This window comes from Parvibaculum sp. (assembly GCF_039973015.1).
Lineage (GTDB): Bacteria > Pseudomonadota > Alphaproteobacteria > Parvibaculales > Parvibaculaceae > Parvibaculum.
Map to the genome: position 1 here is coordinate 1 of NZ_JBDWLT010000002.1, position 17,204 is coordinate 17,204.

Sequence of the window (17,204 nt, forward strand, 5' to 3'; positions counted from 1 at the left end):
TTCGCCACGTAGGCGGGCAATCTCGCACCGGTCTTCCAGAGTGAACTGCTTGTATTTGTGCCCCATCGCAACACCTTAAGCCCAAGCTGGTGTTGCACTTCGTTTGTGAACTCAGGGGACCCATTGGTTCCCTCAGCAAGAGCGGCTATCGGCTGCGCCAACGCCAAGCTTCATCGAATAGCCGAACCACGCATTGACGTGGATTGGGTCCCGGCTTTCGCCGGGATGACATTTGATTTTTGTCGGGCGTTGGAGGGTTACAGGAGTTTTTTCCCGACGCCGCGTTCCGCGGCTTCTGGATTGCTTCGCCTTCGGCTCGCAATGACGGGCTTTTTCTAAAGCAGTTTGCGGCGCTTTCGCGGCTCGTCGACGAAGAACATGGTGACGACGGATGTGGCGAGCACCGCGATGGCAAGGCCGAAGAGCGCCTTGAAGGATGCGCCATGCGCGATGACGCCGCCGAGGATCGGCCCCAGCGCCTGCATGAGCGAGGTCGCGGTGTTCAGTACCGCGATGCGCATGGGCAGGTCGTCGCGCGCGCCGAACTCCACGATGATGTTCTGGTTGGAATTCATGAAGCCGCCCTGGCCCGCGCCGAGACCGGCAAAGACGAGGGCGAGACCCCAGAGATCATTCGTGAAAAGGAGCGCGGTGATGGAAACAGCCCAGAGGCCGACCGCCGACATGAAGACGATGCGGTTGCCGATCCTGTCGGCGAGCGTGCCCCAGCCGAGATTGGCGCAGGTCTGGGCGAGCAGGAAGGCGGTCGAGAGGATGCCGAGATTGGTGCCCGAGAGGCCGATGCGTTCGCCCGCAAAGAGAATGTAGAAGGGAACCGCCATCGTGCCGAGCGCGGCCATGGCGGCGGCGACATAGAAAAGCGCCAGCGCGGGGTCGGCGCGCAGCATGGCCGGGATTTCGCGCAAGCGCCCGCCGAGACTGCCGCGCGCGCGGATGGTCGGCGGTTCGGGCTCGCGCACCAGCATCAGGAGCGACAGGCCAAGCGAGGTGAGCACGAAGGCGGCGAGGAAGGTCGTCGCGTAGCCATTGCCGAGCGCGTGGCCTTCGACGAAATATTTGCCGCCGAGATATGAGACGCCCGCCGCCGTGAGGCCCGCCGAGAAATTGCGGAAGCCGGTGAGGCGGCCGCGCAGGCGCAGCGGGATCACCTTGGCCATCAGCGTGTTGAAGATGACCGCCTGCATGCCGTTGAAAAGGCCGAAGAGGCAGAGGAAGCCGATGGCCGTGATCAGCGCGAGATTGTCGGGCAGGAAGAAGCCGCCAAGGGCGAGGCCGAGAACGCCGGCCCGCATGCCCCAGCCGATGAGAAGGCCCATCGGGAGCACGCGCTTTCTGTGTTCGATCAGCGTGGCGCCGAAAATGGACGAGGCGGAGGCGCCGAACCATTGCGCGGCGAGCGCGAGGCCCACGGCAAATTCCGAACCGGAAAGCAGGTAGATATAGGCCGGGACGAAGGTCGGCGCATTGACGAGGCGGAAGCCCGTCTGGCCGAGAAGGCCGTGGGCGAGGTTTGCGACATAATTGCGCGGGAGATTGCGCTCGACCTCGGCCTCATAGGCGGCTTCGGCGTCTGCGAGGCGGCGCGTGCGTTCTTCCTCGGTGAGCGACTGGTCCATCAAGCGGTTCCCGGGCGGCCCGCTTTCTTTTCCGACTTTTTGTCAGCGGTGCCGGCGCCTTTATAGACTCAAATCTTCCGTTGGGTCAGTCCCGGTGCCGCAAAAGTTTCAAGGAGCGCTGTTCGCTGGCGAACGGCTGGTATTTGTCTGGAGCATTTCCGGACGGAAAACCGGCGTCCACTTTTCCTGGAAATGCTCCTAGTTGCTCAGCCATTCCTCGCGCGCACGGGCGCCGGGGCCTTGTGACAGTGTTATCGCGAGCCAGTCGAGAAGCGAGCGTGCGCCGGAGCGGCCATCCGCGCCTTGTTCGATGAGGGAGAAGGGCGGGTTCACGACGATCATGCCCGAGCCCGTCATGCGGGCGGGATCGGATGCCATCACATGCAGCTCGAGCGCGAGGGTTTTCGGCGGACCGCCGGCGGCGAGGCGCTCCAGAAAGGCGCCGGAGACGGAGGGGTCTTTCAGCGGGTACCAGACGAGGAAGGTGCCGGTCGCGAAGCGGCGATGGGCTTCCATGAGCGAGTGGAAGAGCGCGTCGAACTCCGCGCGATCCTCGAAGGGCGGGTCGACAAGGACGAGGCCGCGGCGCTCCTTTGGCGGCAGCATGGCCTTGAGCGCGGTATAGCCATCCATCTCATGTGTCTTCACGCGGGCGTCGCGGCGGAAATTCGCGCGGAGGGATGTCGCGTCTTCCGGGTGAAGCTCGCAGAAGGCGAGGCGGTCGTCGCGGCGCGCCAGATGCGCCATGAGGGCGGGCGAGCCGGGATAGCGCGTGAGGGCCTCATTACGCTCCTGGCCACCAAGCTCGCGAATGGCGGTCAGATATTTTGCGAGGGCGGGATGCGGGTTTTCTGCGGCGAGGAGGCGCGCGATGCCCTGATGATACTCGCCGGTCTTTTGCGCTTCCACGCCGGAGAGATCCGTCATGCCGGTGCCCGCATGGGTGTCGAGCAGGAAGAAGGGCTTTTCCTTCTTCTTCAGGTGCTCGACGGCGAGCGTCAGAATGGCGTGCTTCATCACATCGGCGAAATTGCCGGCGTGATAGGCGTGGCGATAATTCATGCGAGGCTGAGCGTAATGACGGCGGCGGCAATGCCGCCAAGGGCGAGAGAGAGAAGGGCGATGGCGGGAACGATGCCCGCCGCGCGCCCCGCGAAGGAGAGCGTGTAGACGCCTTTCAGCACATTGTTGGAGGCGGCCGCAATCAGAATCGCGGCGGCGCTGACGGCGAAAGGCGATGCCCCTTGCGCTTCCTGTGCGACGGAGAGCACCAGCGGATCGACATCGGTGACGCCTGCGAGCGCGGCGAGAGCAAAGAGGCTTCCTTCGCCGAACTCCGTGCGGGCCCAGCCGACGCCAACCGAAAGCGCGATGAAGAGAAGGGCGAAAACGAGCGCAGTCTGGATTTCAAGCGGGTTCGAGGGCGGGAGCACTTCTTCCGCGCCCGCAGAGGCGCCGCCGCCGCCGCGCCAGTAGAGAAGGGTGGCGATGACAAGGCCCGCGGTGAGCAGCGAAAGCAGCGAGGGCGCCAGCACCTTCGCGAGCGCGAGATTGAAGATCGCGACGACGATCAGGATGCGCAGAAACATCACGCCGGTCGAGAGCACCAGCGCGGCATGGAGCATGGGCGCGCCACCGGAAGCGCGGGCGCGGCGGGAGAGGACGACGGTGGTTGCGGTCGAGGAATAGAGCCCGCCAAGCGCCGCCGAATAGAGAAGGCCGTGGCGCGGCGCGACGAAGCGCTGCACGAGATAGCTCGCATAGGAAAGCGTGCTGACGACGACGACGGCGAGCCAGACCTGATAGGGCGTGATGGAGGTGAGGTTCGTCACCGGCTCGTCCGGTACGAGGGGCAGGACGATGCCGATGATGATGAGGAATTTCGCCAGCGTCGCGAGTTCCGTACCGCCGACGGTTTCAGCAAAATTGTGAAGCCGCTCGCGCGCGCCGGTAAGAAGAACGGCTGTGACGGCAATGGCGACGGGCACCCAGAGCGGCTGGGTCAGCGTGACCGGCCCGAGAAGATAGGCGAGGAGATTTCCGACCAGCGCCATGATGCCGCCATCGAGACGGATGCCGGGCTCATGCTCGATGCGCGGTTCGGCGAACTGGATTTCCAGACGGTAGCGGTACCAGATGGCAAGCCATGCTCCGAGAACGAAGAAGCCGCCGAGAAAGAGCAGCGGCAGGTCCGGCATGAGTGCATAGAGGAGGCCGCCCGCCAGCGCGAGCAGTGGAAAGGTGCGTACCCCGCCCGGCGCCTTCAGCCGGCGCTGACCGAAATACTCCTCGAAGGCGAGGCCGAGAAAAAAGCTCAGGCCCAGCAGCACGGCCAGACGCTCCGGCGAGAGAAGCGCGTCCGGCAAGCCGTCGAGAAAGGGAAGCGCCGTTTGTTCTTCCATGTGCCTACTTTGCGAGGACGCCTGCCTGGAGAAGCGCAGGCTCGAAACGCATCAGAATGCGGTGATCGGGATGAATGCCATCTTTTGGCTTGCCGCGATAGCCGATGCGGCAGAGCAGATCGCGAATGATGTTGAGCCGCGCGTGGCGCTTGCCGTCGGCGCGGACGACCGACCAGGGCGCGGCCTCGCTATGTGTGCGGGCGAGCATGGCATCGCGGGCCTTGCTGTAGGACGTCCAATGCTTGATGGCGACGTCGTCGATCGGCGAAATTTTCCACTGTTTCAGCGGGTCCTTGCGGCGGTCGTCGAGACGCTTTTTCTGCTCCGGTTTCGAGATGTCGAGATAATATTTCATCAGCACGATGCCGGAGCCGACAAGCATGTCCTCGAATTGCGGGACGGACATCATGAAGCGTTCATATTGCTCGTCGGTGCAGAAGCCCATGACGCGCTCGACGCCCGCGCGGTTGTACCAGGAGCGGTTGAAGAGAACGAGTTCCTGCGCGGCGGGGAGATGTTCCGTGTAGCGCTGGAAATACCATTCGCTCTGCTGTCTGTCCGAGGGCTTGCCGAGAGCGACGACGCGCGTTTCGCGAGGCGAAAGGTGCTGGACGATGCGCTTCACGACGCCATCCTTGCCGGCTGCGTCGCGGCCTTCGAGGATGACGAGCACCTTGCGGTCCTTCGCGATGATGTCGCGCTGGAGCTTCACGAGTTCGACCTGGAGGCGGTAGAGCTCGTCCTTGTATTCCTTGTGCGAAAGCTCCGGCGGCAATTCGGGAGGCTTTTTCGCAGGCTTCGTCTTTCCTGTTTTCGGCATTGCTCATGGCCTCCAAAGCGGGAACAGGTAAAGCCTAGACCTCCCCCCTTCCGGCGGAAAGAGGCTCTACCGCAGCAGGCTCTCTCCCACGCGCCCCTTTTGCCCCGCGGGACTTGACCGGAACGGCATGCTCTGCCATGAGTGAGATGTTATAACGTAACATTATAAACAGGGGCAATCATGCAAAACCGGGCCAATCTTCGTGCCGCGCTATTATCCGCGGCCTCTCTCGTGGCGCTTGCCGCCGCCCTGCCTGCCTTTGCGCAGGAGGCACAGGAGGCAAAAGAGGTGCAGGCGGAAGAGGCGGAAACGGCAGTGTCGCTGAAACCCCTGGTGGTGACGGCCTCGCCCATTGCCTCCCCCCTCGGCGAGATTGCGGCGCCGGTCGATATCGTGACGCGGGACGACATCCTCACCTCATCGGCCACGACGCTCGGCGGTCTGCTGGGCGATCTGCCGGGTGTGACGCAGAGCTCCTTTGCGGCGGGCGCGAGCCGCCCCATTATTCGCGGGCTCGACAATACGCGCGTGCGGATGCAGGAAAACGGCATAGGGGCTGCCGATGTGTCGGCGGTGAGCGAGGATCATGGCGTGCCCATCGATCCGCTGGCGGCCGAGCGCGTTGAAGTGGTGCGTGGGCCGGCGACGCTGCGCTTTGGCAGCGAGGCGATCGGCGGCGTCGTCAATGTCATCAACAGCCGCATTCCCAAGGCCATTCCGCCCGGCGGCTTCAGCGCGGAAGCGGGCGCGAGCTACGATACCGTCAGCGACGGTGTGCAGGGGCATGGCAAGACGGAAGTGGCGGCGGGTAATGTCGTCTTTCACGCGGACGGTTTCGCGCGCAATACGGACAATTACCGCATTCCCGGCGCAACGAACCGCCAGAGCGAAACATGGACGGAAACCTCCGGTGTCGCGGGCGGTGCCTCCGTCATTCTCGGCAATGGCGACTATGACGGCTATGCGGGCGGCTCGGTCAGCTATTACGACAGCCAATACGGCATTCCCGCACCGGGCGATCCGCTGAACCCGGTTCATATCGACATGCATCAGACGAAGGTGCAGCTCGGCAGCGAACTCGATTTCACGAGCGGCTTCATCTCGGGGCTGAACCTTGCGGGCGGCTACAGCGACTACACGCATGGCGAGGTCGATGCGGCGGGGATCACCGGCTCGCGCTTCGACAATGAGGAATGGGAAGTGCGCGCGGAACTTCTGCACCGCAAAGTCGGCCCCTTCACGGGTGCTTTCGGTGTGCAGCTTCACAAGCGCGATATTTCGGCGACGGGCGAGGGCGGGGAACTGCTTGCGCCGAGCGAGACGGAATCGGCGGCTGCATTCCTTTTCGAAGAGATGCCGATTGCCGGCGAGACGCTGAAACTTCAGATGGCGGGCCGTGTGGAGCAGGTGGATGTTTCCGGCCGCGCGCTCGATACCAGTGTGCCGCTCTTGCCGACGGATTATGCGGTGTCGCGCAGCTTCACGCCGGGCAGCGTCTCGGCGGGGCTTGTCTTCTCGCCGGCCGGGAGCTGGGTGTTCGGCTTGACCGCGCAACATGTGGAGCGGGCGCCCGATGCGCTCGAACTTTTCTCCAAGGGGCCGCATGAGGCGACCGAGACCTTCGAGATCGGCGATCCGACGCTCGACAAGGAAAAGGCGCTGGGCTTCGAGCTCAATGCGCGCCGCGAGGGAGACGACTATTCCTTCGAGGCGGCCATCTTCCACACCTCGTTCAGCGACTTCATCTACAAGCGGCTGACGGGCGAAGTCTGCGACGACAGCTACGACACCTGTACGCCGCATGGCGCGGGTACGGAACTCGACGAGGTGCGCATCACGCAGGCCGATGCGACGTTCCGGGGCTTCGAGACGAAGGGAAGCGTGACGCTGATGCGCTGGGGCACCGCACGAGCGGGCGTCACCGGGCAATTCGATATGGTGCGCGCGGAACTCGATGCGGGCGGCAACGTGCCGCGCATTCCGCCGATGCGTGCGGGTGCGGGCGTCTTCTATGCGGACGAACAGCTTTCCGGGCGCCTCGGTTTCCTGCATGCCTTCAAGCAGGATCGCCTCTCGACGGGTGAGACGGAGACGGGAAGCTATACCGATCTCAAGGGTGAAATCCGCTATATGCTGCCGGAGCGTTTTGCGGGCGGACAGAAGATCGAGCTGGCGCTTGTCGGCGAGAACCTGCTCGATGCCGATATCCGCAACCACGTTTCCTTCAAGAAGAACGACGTGTTGCAGCCGGGGCGCAATGTGCGCTTCGTGGTGACGGCACGGTTCTGACGGTCACAGGCCGATAAAGGGCTGGAGCAGTTTTGCCATCCAGCCCTTGAAGCGGGTCGGACCTTCGGTGAGGGCGAGGCAGATGCATTCCTCGTCCTCACCCGTCCGCAAGGCGTGAACGATATCGCTCGTGCATTCCTCGATGTCGCCCGCGCGGAAAACACCGTGCGGGTCTTCAAGGCTGCCCTTCAGAACCAGCACCAGTTCAGTACCGCTATGGCCGTGCATCGGAATATCGATGCCGGGCTTCGCGCGCAACATCCAGAGCCGCTGGTCGTTCGGGCCGCCGCGCCAGAGATTGACCCGCCTCATGCCGGGGCCGAGCAGCCTCCAGGGCAATTCGTCGACGCTTTTGCCGAGCCATGCACGCAGCGGCGGCGGCAGGGGGTCGCCTGATGCCGCGGGAACGGGATGGGGCGCGCGTGCGGGCGCGGGTCCGGGTTCGTCCAGCAGGGCGAGCGTTTTTGCGAGCGCGTCCGGCGACATGGTGTCGGGTGCAAGTTTCTCGACCATGGCTCCGCCCACGGCCTCAGCCGCGGCGAGACGCTTGCCTGCGTCGTCCTGATAGCTCAGATGGGAGGCGACAATGAGGGACTGGCCTTCGCTGAGGCTGCCCGCAGCATAGGCCATCGTCCATTCATCGCCGAGGCGATGGGTCACGGTATTGCGCATGGCGGGCGCGGTCATTTCAAATCCTCCAGCGCCGTACGCAGACGGGCGAAAGCAAGTCTCAATCTCGACTTCACGGTGCCGAGGGGAATGTCGAGCCGTTCGGCGATGGCTGAATGCGCCAGGCCTTCCAGGAATGAAAGCTCCACGACCTCCGCCTGATCGGGCGGGAGGTCTTTCATCGCCAGGCGCACACGTTCGCCGATTTCAGCGCCTGCCATTTCCTCGTCGGCGGGGCGGACCTCTTCGGGTTGCAGCATCGGGTCCGCGGGATCAAGGCCGGGCCGTTTCTCGCGGCGCACCGTGTCGATGAAGCGGTTACGCGCGATGGTGAATATCCACGTGCCGGCGGATGCGCGGGCGGGATCGAACTGGGCGGCCTTGCGCCAGACGGTGAGCATCGCCTCCTGGGCGAGATCTTCCGCGAGGCGCTCCTCGACATTCATGCGCCGCAGATAGGATTTGAGGCGCGGCGCATAATGGCCGAAGAGGCGGGCAAAGGCCGTGCGGTCGGCATGGCTGGCGATGGCGGCAATGCAAGCCGCCATTTCACCCGCAATATCCGCGGCCGTTTCTCCCGGCGCATCGTCCCGATCCATCAGGCCCAGCTTTCTCAAATGCGGCCGCCAGATGTGGCGGCCGGTGCGGGCCGGTCCGATCTCCGATGCGCGTTCCTTCAACATATCGTCGATACGGACCGCGCCCCGGTGCGGATCACTCGCAAAAGAGGCCCATTTTCGAGTCTAGGGAAAATCGGGGCCGAACGAAAGCAAGGCGCGCACAAGGCGGGTGATCCGCCGCCGCGGACGCCGCGTAAGCAATGCAAGTTCGCGTCTATTTTCTTCATGGCCCCGGCGGGGTTTTTCAGAGGCTTTTCATGGCTCCCTTCGACGACCGTACTCCCCCTTCCCCCGAGCGGGGTTCGGGTCCGCGCCTCAGGATCGCCGTTGCCGGGACCGGCATTTCAGGTCTTGCTGCCGCCTGGCTTCTCTCCGGGCGTCACGATGTGACGGTCTATGAGAAAAACGAGCGGCCGGGCGGGCATTCCAACACGGTGATCGCGCCCTGCGCGGAGGGCGACGTGCCGGTCGATACGGGCTTCATCGTTTATAATGAAGCGAACTATCCGAACCTGACGGCGATGTTCCGCCATCTCGGCGTGGAAACGCAGGAGAGCAACATGTCGTTTGCCGCCTCGCTGGAAACGGGCGGGAAGCGGCGTTTCGAATATTCAGGCTCGGGGCTCAACGGGATTTTTGCCGACCGGCGCAACATCGTCAGCCCCCGGATGTGGCGGATGATCGGCGATATCGTGAAGCTTTACCGCGCCGCGCCTTCGCTCATGTTTGCGGAAGGATTGGACGAGAAGCCGCTCGGTGACTTCCTGCGTGAACAAGGCTATTCGGCGAGCCTTTGCGACGATCACCTGCTTCCGATGTGCGCGGCGATCTGGTCCTTGCCGGTGGAGCGGGTGGAACAGTTTCCCGCGCTCGCCTTTCTGCGCTTCTTCGACAATCACGGGCTGATGCGGCTGAAAGGCCGTCCCGTCTGGCGCACGGTGGCGGGCGGGTCGCGCGAATATGTGAAAAAGCTTGCCGCGCCGCTCGAAGGCCGCATCCGTTACGGTGCGGGCATTGCCGATGTGCGGCGCGATGCGAGCGGTGTGACCGTTACCGACGAGACGGGCGCGAGCGAACGCTACGACCATATCGTGATCGGATCGCATAGCGACGAGGCGCTGGCCATGCTCGGCGACGCGGATGGCGAGGAGCGGCGCTTGCTCGGCGCGATGCCCTATCAGCGCAATGTCGCCTGGCTGCATTCGGACGAGAGTTTCATGCCGCGGGAGCGGCGCGTCTGGGCGAGCTGGAACTATATGGGCGGCGGCGCGGGCAGTCCCGTCTGCGTCAGCTACTGGATGAACCGTTTGCAGAACCTGCCAACGGAGCGGCAGCTCTTCGTGACGCTCAATCCCTCGCATGAGCCCGCACCCGGCAGTGTGGTGACGCGGATCGACTATGACCATCCCATATTCGATGCGGGCGCCTTTGCGGCGCAACGCCAGCTCTGGCAGCTTCAGGGCAAGCGGCGGACATGGTTTTTCGGCGCCTATTTCGGTTCGGGCTTTCATGAAGACGGGTTGCAGGCAGGGCTCGCGGTGGCGGAAGAACTCGGCGGCGTGCGCCGGCCCTGGGCGGTGGAGAATGCGTCGGGCCGTATTCACCTCGGCGCGGTGGCGAAGGAGGCGGCGTGAGAGAAGAAACACGCTCGCGGCTCTATTCCGGCCTTGTGTTTCACAAGCGCTTGCGGCCGCGCGCGCATGAGCTTTCCTATCGCGTCTTTTATACGCTTCTCGATCTCGACGAATTGCCGGAGCTTTCGCGCAAGAGCCGTCTTTTCGCGCATAACCGCTTTTCGCTTTTCAGCTTTCACGACCGCGATCATGGCGATGGCTCGGGGCGCCCGGTCCGGCAATGGGTGGAGGCGCAGCTCATGCGCGCCGGGATCGAGACGGGCGGGCGCATTCTCGTTCTCACCTTTCCGCGTATCCTCGGCTATGCCTTCAACCCGCTGACGCTCTATTTTTGTCACGGCAGGGACGGTTCGCTCGCCGCCATGCTCTATGAGGTGAACAACACGTTCGGCGACCGGCACAGCTATCTCATTCCCGTGGCGGACGGGAATGCCCGGACGGTGACACAGGAATGCGACAAGGCCTTCTATGTCTCGCCCTTTATCGGGGTCAGGGGGCGCTATCACTTCAAGCTGTTGCGGCCGGGCGACCGGCTCGTGATGACGACCCGCGAGAGCGACAGGGAGGGCGCGCTCCTCACCGCCTCCTTCGCGGGCAAGGCGGCGCCTTTCAGCGACCGGGCGCTTCTCGGCGCCTTCTTCCGCCACCCGCTGATGACGCTGAAAGTCATGGCGGGCATCCATGTCGAAGCCTTCCGGCTTTGGCGAAAAGGCATCCGGCTCGCGGCGCGGCCGGCGGCACCGGCGAGCCCCGTTACAGTTGTCCCGATCCGGGACAATCCAGGTGCTACCGTTCCGCCTGCGTAACTCAATTTTAGTCTCCTTCTACGTATAAATGTCTGAGTTCACTCAAGAACCGGGAGTCCCGGTTTTCGATGCGGAAGGACAGGCGTGAGCGAGACGGGATCAGGCGAGGGAGAAGAAGCGGGCACAGCCCCGGCTTCTCCGGCAAGCGTGGCAGGCGCAATGCATGCGCTTGCCCGGCTGCGCGCCGCGCCCGCTTCGCTGCGGAAAAGCATCTCGAACCGCTTCGTCTCTTTGCGTGCGAAGACAGTCTTTCTGCTCACACTGATCGGTGCTGTCCTCATTTTGCTGAGCGGCGCTTACACGATCTACGATTTCTGCACGAGCCTCGACTTCAAGGCGTGGTCGCGGGCGGCGGGCGTCGGCGATGCCATCGCCTATGCCGCGCGCAACGCGCAGACGCTTGACGATATCGAGCCGGTGATCGACGCGGTGGCGGGTGCGCCTGACCTCAAGGGGGCGGCGGTAACCGGGCCCGACGGGCTCATCGCCGTTTCCTCCCTTCCCTCGTGGAAGGACAAGCCGGTGACGATCGATACGGAGCTGGAAGCAAACAGGCTGGCCCGGATCGCCCAGCAGACGCGGCTTGACGGCTATGGCAAATATCCCGGCGACTATGCCCTCACCGTGGACTTCCCGCGCATGGGGGGCAGCGCGACCGTGTTCATCCGGGTGGATACGGATGCGCTCGCCGCGAAAAGCGTCGCTCATGCCTGGAACCTGATGATGTGGCTCGTCGTCACGGTAATCGTGGCGATCCTTTCCATATCGCTGCTGCTGCACCGGATTGTCATCGCACCCATAGAGGGGCTGAAGCTGTTCGCGGAAACGGGTGGCAAGGGAAAGGCGGAACCTGCGGGACCGGACGATGAAATCGGCATCGTTGCGCGCGTGCTTGCGGATTCCTTCAGCGCAAAGAGGGACGGCGAGGCGCGGCTTGTCACGCTTGCCGCGACGGACGGACTTACCGGGCTCGGCAATCGAACGCATTTCAAGACGCAGCTCGGCGCGGATATCGCCGCAGGCGAGCGGCTGGATGGCCGCAATGTCGGCGTGATGATCCTCAATCTCGACAACTTCAAGGATGTGAACGATACGCTTGGCCATGATGCGGGGGACCGGCTGTTGCAGCGCACGGCGGAAATATTGCGTGGCTGTGCGCGCGAAGGCGACACGGTAGCGCGTATCGGCGGCGATGAATTCGGCGTCATCATGCCCGGTATCAAGAATGCGGATGATGCGCTTCAGCTTGCGAGCCGGCTTGTGCGCGCGGTCGGAGCGCCGTTCCGTCTCGGCGCGCAGGATGTGCAGCAGGCGGCCTGCGTCGGCCTCACGCTCTATCCGCAGGACGGCCGCGACGCCGATGTTCTCATCAAGAATGCCGATCTTGCGCTGTCGCGCGCGAAGCTGGAGGGCTCGGGCGCCTGCGTGCTCTATCGCCACGAACTTCATCTGCGCGCCATCGAACGCAACACCATCGAGCGTGACCTGCGCGCGGCGCTGGCGAAAGACCAGCTCATGCTTTTCTATCAGCCTAAGGTCGATGTGGTGACGGGCCGCGTTGTCGGCGCCGAGGCGCTGATCCGCTGGCGCCACGAGGATCGCGGCTTTGTGCCGCCTTCGCTTTTCATCCCCGTTGCCGAGCGGAGCGGGCTTATCGTGCCGCTGACGAAATGGGTGCTGGATGAGGCCTGCCGCCAGAACCGGGCATGGCAGGACGAAGGACTGCCGAAGATCGGTGTGGCTGTGAATGTCTCCGCCATCGACCTGCGCCGCACGGACCTGACGGACACGATTGCGAATACGCTGATCCGGCGCGGGCTGTCGCCGCAATATCTCGAACTCGAAGTCACCGAAAGCATGGTGATGCAGGATGTGGATGTGGTGATCGGGACGCTCAGGCGCTTGCGCAGCCTCGGCGTCGGCATCGGCATCGACGATTTCGGCACCGGCTATTCCTCTCTTGCCTATCTCAAGCGCTTCCCCGTGAAGCGGTTGAAGATCGACCGCAGTTTCGTTCACGATGTGGCCGACCGGCGCGACGGGCATGTGATCCCGAAGGTCATCATCGACCTTGCCCATGCGCTGGGTGTGAAGGTGGTGGCGGAAGGCGTCGAGACGGCCAGCCAGTACGACCGGTTGCAGGAACTTGGCTGTGACGAGGTGCAGGGCTATTTCGCCGGGCGCCCGATGCCCGCAGCGGAGTTCGAGGTGTTTCTGCGCAATTCGCCCGCAGGCGGGGTTCGCGCGGAGGCCAAATCCGCCAAGGCGGGCAGCACGGCGGCCTGATTTCCATTTTCATGCGATGTTTGACGCAGCGGCGCGCGCAGGATTTCCTTGCACGTACGGTGCTCCTTTACGAATTCGTTAGGGACGCTAAACTTCCCGCCACCCAAGCCAGAGCAAGGCAAACCAGAACAGAGCGCGGGGCAAACATGCCGCGCCGCCGGGAGACGTCAGGATGGATCTCGCTTACGGGCCCGAATACGAGGCTTTCCGCACGCAAGTGCGCGATTTCATTTCGAAGAACAAGGACAAGGCGCCGAAGCGCTTTGGGGTGTCGCGGCCTTCGGAGGAGTCGATCGCGTGGCAGAAGCTGCTTATCGAGCACGGGCTGACGGCGCGGACGATCCCCAAGGAATATGGCGGCTATGGCGCGGAGCCCGACATTTTGAAGTCGCGCATCATCGCGGAAGAATTCACGGCCGCGAAACTCCCGATGGGGCTCGCGAGCCAGGGCATATCGATGCTTGTGCCGACGCTTCTGGAACTGGGCACGGAAGAGCAGAAGAAGAAATGGATCGAGCCGACGCTGAAAGGCGAGGTCGTCTGGTGCCAGGGCTATTCGGAGCCGGGCTCGGGCTCGGACCTTGCCTCGCTGCAAACCAGGGCAACGGAAGACGGCGACGATTTCATCATCAACGGACAGAAGATCTGGACCTCGACGGCGCATGCCTCGGACATGATGTTCTGCCTCGTGCGCACGGAGCCCGATGCAAAGAAGCATGAGGGCATTTCCTATCTCATCTTCCCGATGACGACGCCCGGCATCGAAGTCCGGCCCCTGAAGACGATGACCGGCCATGCCGAGTTCAACGAGGTCTTCTTCACCGATGTGCGCGTGCCGCAGAAAGACATCGTCGCGGGTCGCGGGCAGGGCTGGTATGTCGCGAACGCCACGCTGAAGCATGAGCGTGGCATGCTCGGCGATCCGAACCAGGCGGGCACAAGGCTCAAGGAAATCGTCGACCTCATGCATGAGGAGACGGTGGACGGGACGCGGCTTATCGACCACCCGGTCTATCGCGACCGGCTGATGCAGTTGCAGGCGCGTGTGCTTGCGATGCAGTTCCACGGATTGCGGCTGCTGACGGCGGCTTCCAAGAAGGAAGATCCCGGCATTGCGCGGCTGATCGTGAAATTGCAGGGCTGCGAGATAAATCACCAGCTTGCCGCGCTTGCGATCGATGCGCTGGGCGAGATCGGTGTGCTTTACGGCGACAGCCCGCATCTCAGGGCGCATGGAAGCTGGCAGCACCGCTACATGTTCGACCTCGGCCTCATCATTGGCGGTGGTACGGCGCAGATTCAAAAGAACATCATTTCGGAACGCGGGCTCGGTATGCCGCGCGAACCGAAGCCGGCAAAAGCCTGAGGGAGCGGGACAAATGGAATTCGGATTGTCGGAAGACCAGAAGCTGCTTCAGGAAAGCATTGGCGGCACGCTGGAAAAAGTCTCCCCGCTGGAGCGCGTGCGCGAGGCGGCGGACAAGGGTGAAACGCAGGCCGCCGATATTGTCCGGGCGCTGGCCGAGCTTGGCGTTTACGGCATGATGGTGCCGGAAGAACATGGCGGGCTGGGGCTTGGGCTGCTCGATGCGGCGCTCGTGGCCGAGATGCTTGGGCGCCACGTCGCGCCTGCGGGCTTCATCGCGACGGCGGTGATGGCGCCTATCGCGCTTGCGGGTGCCGGCTCGAAAGCGCAGCAGGAAGCATGGCTGGCGAAGCTTGCAAGCGGCGAGGCGAAGGCGGGAGCCGCCATTGCGGAAGCAGCCTCCGGCGCGCGCGAAGGTGCCGGCGTTACCGCTACGGGCGGCAAGCTCAGCGGCAAGTCGCTCTTCGCGCTTGAAGCGGAAGAGGCCGATATCATCATCGTTGCCGACAAGGCGGGCGGGCTTCATCTCGTCAAAGGCGATGCGAAGGGCCTCACAAAGGTGAAGCTCACCTCCATCGACCTCACGCGCGGTCTCACCGAACTCCAGTTCGACAATGTGGAGGCCGAGCCGCTTTCATCCGGCGATGCGGCTGTCACGCTTCGCCGCCTGACCGATGCGGGCCGCGTAATGCTTGCCGCCGACACGCTGGGCGCGGGCTGGATGATGATCGAGAAGGCCGTCGCCTATGCGGGCGAGCGCAAGCAGTTCGGCCGCGTCATCGGCTCGTTCCAGGCGGTGAAGCATATGTGCGCGGAAATGGCCTCAGAGCTTGAACCCTGCCGGTCGCTCATCTGGTATGCGGGGCATGCCTTCGACACGATGCCGGAGGAAGCGAGCCTGATGGCGGCGCATGCCAAGGCGCTGACATCGGAAGTCGGCCGCTTCGTTGCGCGCACCGCGACGGAGGTTCATGGCGGCATGGGCTTTACCGATCTTCTCGGCCTTCACTACTGGTTCAAGCGGATCGGGCTCAACCGGCAATTGCTGGGTTCGCCGGAGCGCGTCCGCCACGAGGCGGCGGCGCTGCAGGGCTGGGTGGCGGCGGACTGAACGGCAAAGCGGAACGGAAGGGAGAGAGGGCGGGAGACACTTGCCAAGCCTGCGGGCGGGGCGTCATATGCGCACATATGATCACCCGTTTCTCCGGTGCGCCCCATGAGCCTTGTCGGTTATCTCGCGGCCTTTCTCACAACTTTCGCCTTTCTGCCGCAGGCGCTGAAGACGATCCGCACAAGGGACACATCGGGCCTTTCGCTTGCCATGTATGCCTGCCTGACCGTTGGCATCTTCTTCTGGCTGCTGCATGGCATCTATCAGGGCGACATGGCGCTGATCGGGGCCAATGCGATCACGCTGCTGCTGGCGCTGCCGATCTTCGCGATCGTGCTGACCAATGCGCGGGCGGCGCGACGTCAGCCGGACGAGAATAAATAGACTCTGGTCTATTTATTTGCTTGCGCGATGCCGCCCCGCCTGCTTGCATACCGGCCAAACAAGAACCTTCGGAGGACTATCGATGCGCGCAGCCATTTTCCGCGACGGCGATCTCGTTGCAGACGAAATGCCGGAACCGAAACCCGAAACAGGTCAGGTGCTGGTGAAGACGCTTGCCTGCGGCATTTGCGGTTCGGACCTTCACGCCTTTCACCATGCCGACAAGATGGTTGAGCAGGCGAAGCGGTCCGGTTCGGCGTTCGGCATGGACACGAAGAAGGACATCGTGTTCGGGCATGAATTCTGCGCCGAGGTGCTGGACCACGGGCCGGGCACGGAAAAGAAGCTGAAGCCGGGTACGCGGGTCTGCTCCATGCCGCTTGCCATCACGATGAATGGCGAGAAGGCGAAGGTGCACCCCGTTGGCTATTCCAACGACAAGCCGGGCGGCTTTGCCGAGCAGATGGTGCTGAACGAGCTGATGCTGCTTGAGGTGCCGAACGGCTTGCCGACGGAGCAGGCGGCGTTGACCGAGCCGATGGCCGTCGGCTGGCATGCGGTCGAAAAGGCGAACCTCACGAAGGAAGACATTCCGCTCGTGATCGGCTGCGGGCCGGTCGGCCTTGCTGTCATTGCGGGTCTCAAGATCAAGGGCGTTCACCCGATCATCGCGGCGGATTTCAGCCCCGCGCGGCGCAAGCTTGCCGAGCAGATGGGCGCCGACATCGTGCTCGATCCGAAGGCCGATGCGCCTTATGCGCGCTGGACCAAGGAGGCGACGCCGGAAGGCTACGATCCCGAGAACATCATGACGCTGCTCGGCATGGGCCCGAAGATGCGCCCCGGCGTCATCTTCGAATGCGTCGGCGTGCCAGGCGTCATCCAGCAGATTTTCGAGGGCGCGCCGAAGAATGCGCGCATCGTCGTTGTCGGCGTGTGCATGGAGCAGGACCGCTTCGAGCCCTTCTTCGGCATCAACAAGGAGCTGAATGTGCAGTTCGTCCTTGGCTATACGCCGGAGGAATTCGCACTGACGCTCAACCATCTCGCCGATGGGAAGATCGACGGTTCGCCGCTGGTGACAGGCAAGGTGGGCGTCGAGGGCGTGAAGGAAGCCTTCACCGAACTCGGCAACCCGGAAAAGCACGCGAAGATTCTCGTCGAACCCTGGCGCTGAGGC

At 63.6% G+C, this 17,204-nt stretch carries 14 protein-coding genes; 8 read left to right on the plus strand and 6 right to left on the minus strand.

Features of this window, described 5'->3' with window-relative positions:
- Window positions 1–335: 335 nt before the first annotated feature.
- The 4 genes from ABJO61_RS00300 to ppk2 all read right to left on the minus strand — a co-directional run bounded on the left by ABJO61_RS00300 (window position 336) and on the right by ppk2 (window position 4,859).
- A complete protein-coding gene (locus tag ABJO61_RS00300; protein WP_348323404.1) occupies window positions 336–1,637 on the minus strand; it encodes an MFS transporter in 1,302 nt (433 codons plus the stop codon).
- A gap of 198 nt (window positions 1,638–1,835) precedes the next feature.
- On the minus strand, window positions 1,836–2,699 hold the full coding sequence (gene rlmJ, locus ABJO61_RS00305) for a 23S rRNA (adenine(2030)-N(6))-methyltransferase RlmJ (protein ID WP_348323405.1): 864 nt from the start codon (window positions 2,697–2,699) through the stop codon (window positions 1,836–1,838).
- Window positions 2,696–4,039 (minus strand): DUF4010 domain-containing protein, encoded by a 1,344-nt coding sequence (locus tag ABJO61_RS00310; RefSeq protein WP_348323406.1) that lies wholly within the window; start codon window positions 4,037–4,039, stop codon window positions 2,696–2,698. The genes rlmJ and ABJO61_RS00310 overlap by 4 nt, the downstream gene beginning before the upstream one ends.
- A 4-nt stretch (window positions 4,040–4,043) precedes the next feature.
- Window positions 4,044–4,859: a polyphosphate kinase 2 gene (ppk2, locus tag ABJO61_RS00315; RefSeq protein ID WP_348323407.1), complete on the minus strand. Its 816-nt coding sequence runs from the start codon at window positions 4,857–4,859 to the stop codon at window positions 4,044–4,046.
- 180 nt (window positions 4,860–5,039) lie between these two features.
- Between ppk2 and ABJO61_RS00320 the strand changes: the two genes are divergently transcribed.
- Window positions 5,040–7,148: a TonB-dependent receptor gene (locus ABJO61_RS00320; protein ID WP_348323408.1), complete on the plus strand. Its 2,109-nt coding sequence runs from the start codon at window positions 5,040–5,042 to the stop codon at window positions 7,146–7,148.
- A 3-nt stretch (window positions 7,149–7,151) separates the two neighbouring features.
- On the opposite strand, the gene ABJO61_RS00325 is transcribed toward ABJO61_RS00320, so the two are convergent.
- Together ABJO61_RS00325 and ABJO61_RS00330 are read right to left on the minus strand one after the other, a co-directional pair.
- Window positions 7,152–7,835, minus strand: coding sequence for a ChrR family anti-sigma-E factor (locus tag ABJO61_RS00325; RefSeq protein ID WP_348323409.1), 684 nt, complete (start codon window positions 7,833–7,835; stop codon window positions 7,152–7,154).
- Entirely contained in the window at window positions 7,832–8,500 is a 669-nt protein-coding gene (locus ABJO61_RS00330; RefSeq protein WP_348323410.1) for a sigma-70 family RNA polymerase sigma factor, read from the minus strand. Before ABJO61_RS00330 ends, ABJO61_RS00325 begins: the two co-directional genes overlap by 4 nt.
- 194 nt (window positions 8,501–8,694) lie before the next feature.
- Here ABJO61_RS00330 and ABJO61_RS00335 point away from each other — a divergent pair, with 194 nt between their 5' ends.
- From ABJO61_RS00335 to ABJO61_RS00365, 7 genes are all read left to right on the plus strand, one after another.
- Complete coding sequence (locus ABJO61_RS00335) at window positions 8,695–10,071, plus strand: FAD-dependent oxidoreductase (protein WP_348323411.1); 1,377 nt, start codon at window positions 8,695–8,697, stop codon at window positions 10,069–10,071.
- Window positions 10,068–10,877 (plus strand): DUF1365 family protein, encoded by an 810-nt coding sequence (locus ABJO61_RS00340; protein WP_348323412.1) that lies wholly within the window; start codon window positions 10,068–10,070, stop codon window positions 10,875–10,877. The genes ABJO61_RS00335 and ABJO61_RS00340 overlap by 4 nt, the downstream gene beginning before the upstream one ends.
- An 84-nt stretch (window positions 10,878–10,961) precedes the next feature.
- A complete protein-coding gene (locus ABJO61_RS00345) occupies window positions 10,962–13,163 on the plus strand; it encodes an EAL domain-containing protein (RefSeq protein ID WP_348323413.1) in 2,202 nt (733 codons plus the stop codon).
- 172 nt (window positions 13,164–13,335) lie between these two features.
- On the plus strand, window positions 13,336–14,529 hold the full coding sequence (locus ABJO61_RS00350; protein ID WP_348323414.1) for an acyl-CoA dehydrogenase family protein: 1,194 nt from the start codon (window positions 13,336–13,338) through the stop codon (window positions 14,527–14,529).
- A 13-nt stretch (window positions 14,530–14,542) separates the two neighbouring features.
- Window positions 14,543–15,640, plus strand: a complete 1,098-nt coding sequence (locus ABJO61_RS00355) for an acyl-CoA dehydrogenase family protein (RefSeq protein ID WP_348323415.1) — start codon at window positions 14,543–14,545, stop codon at window positions 15,638–15,640.
- Between the two features lie 105 nt (window positions 15,641–15,745).
- A complete protein-coding gene (locus tag ABJO61_RS00360) occupies window positions 15,746–16,024 on the plus strand; it encodes a SemiSWEET transporter (protein ID WP_348323416.1) in 279 nt (92 codons plus the stop codon).
- 82 nt (window positions 16,025–16,106) lie between these two features.
- Window positions 16,107–17,201 carry a zinc-binding dehydrogenase gene (locus tag ABJO61_RS00365; RefSeq protein ID WP_348323417.1) on the plus strand — a complete coding sequence of 365 codons (1,095 nt, stop codon included), beginning with the start codon at window positions 16,107–16,109 and terminating at the stop codon, window positions 17,199–17,201.
- The last annotated feature ends 3 nt before the right edge of the window (window positions 17,202–17,204 follow it).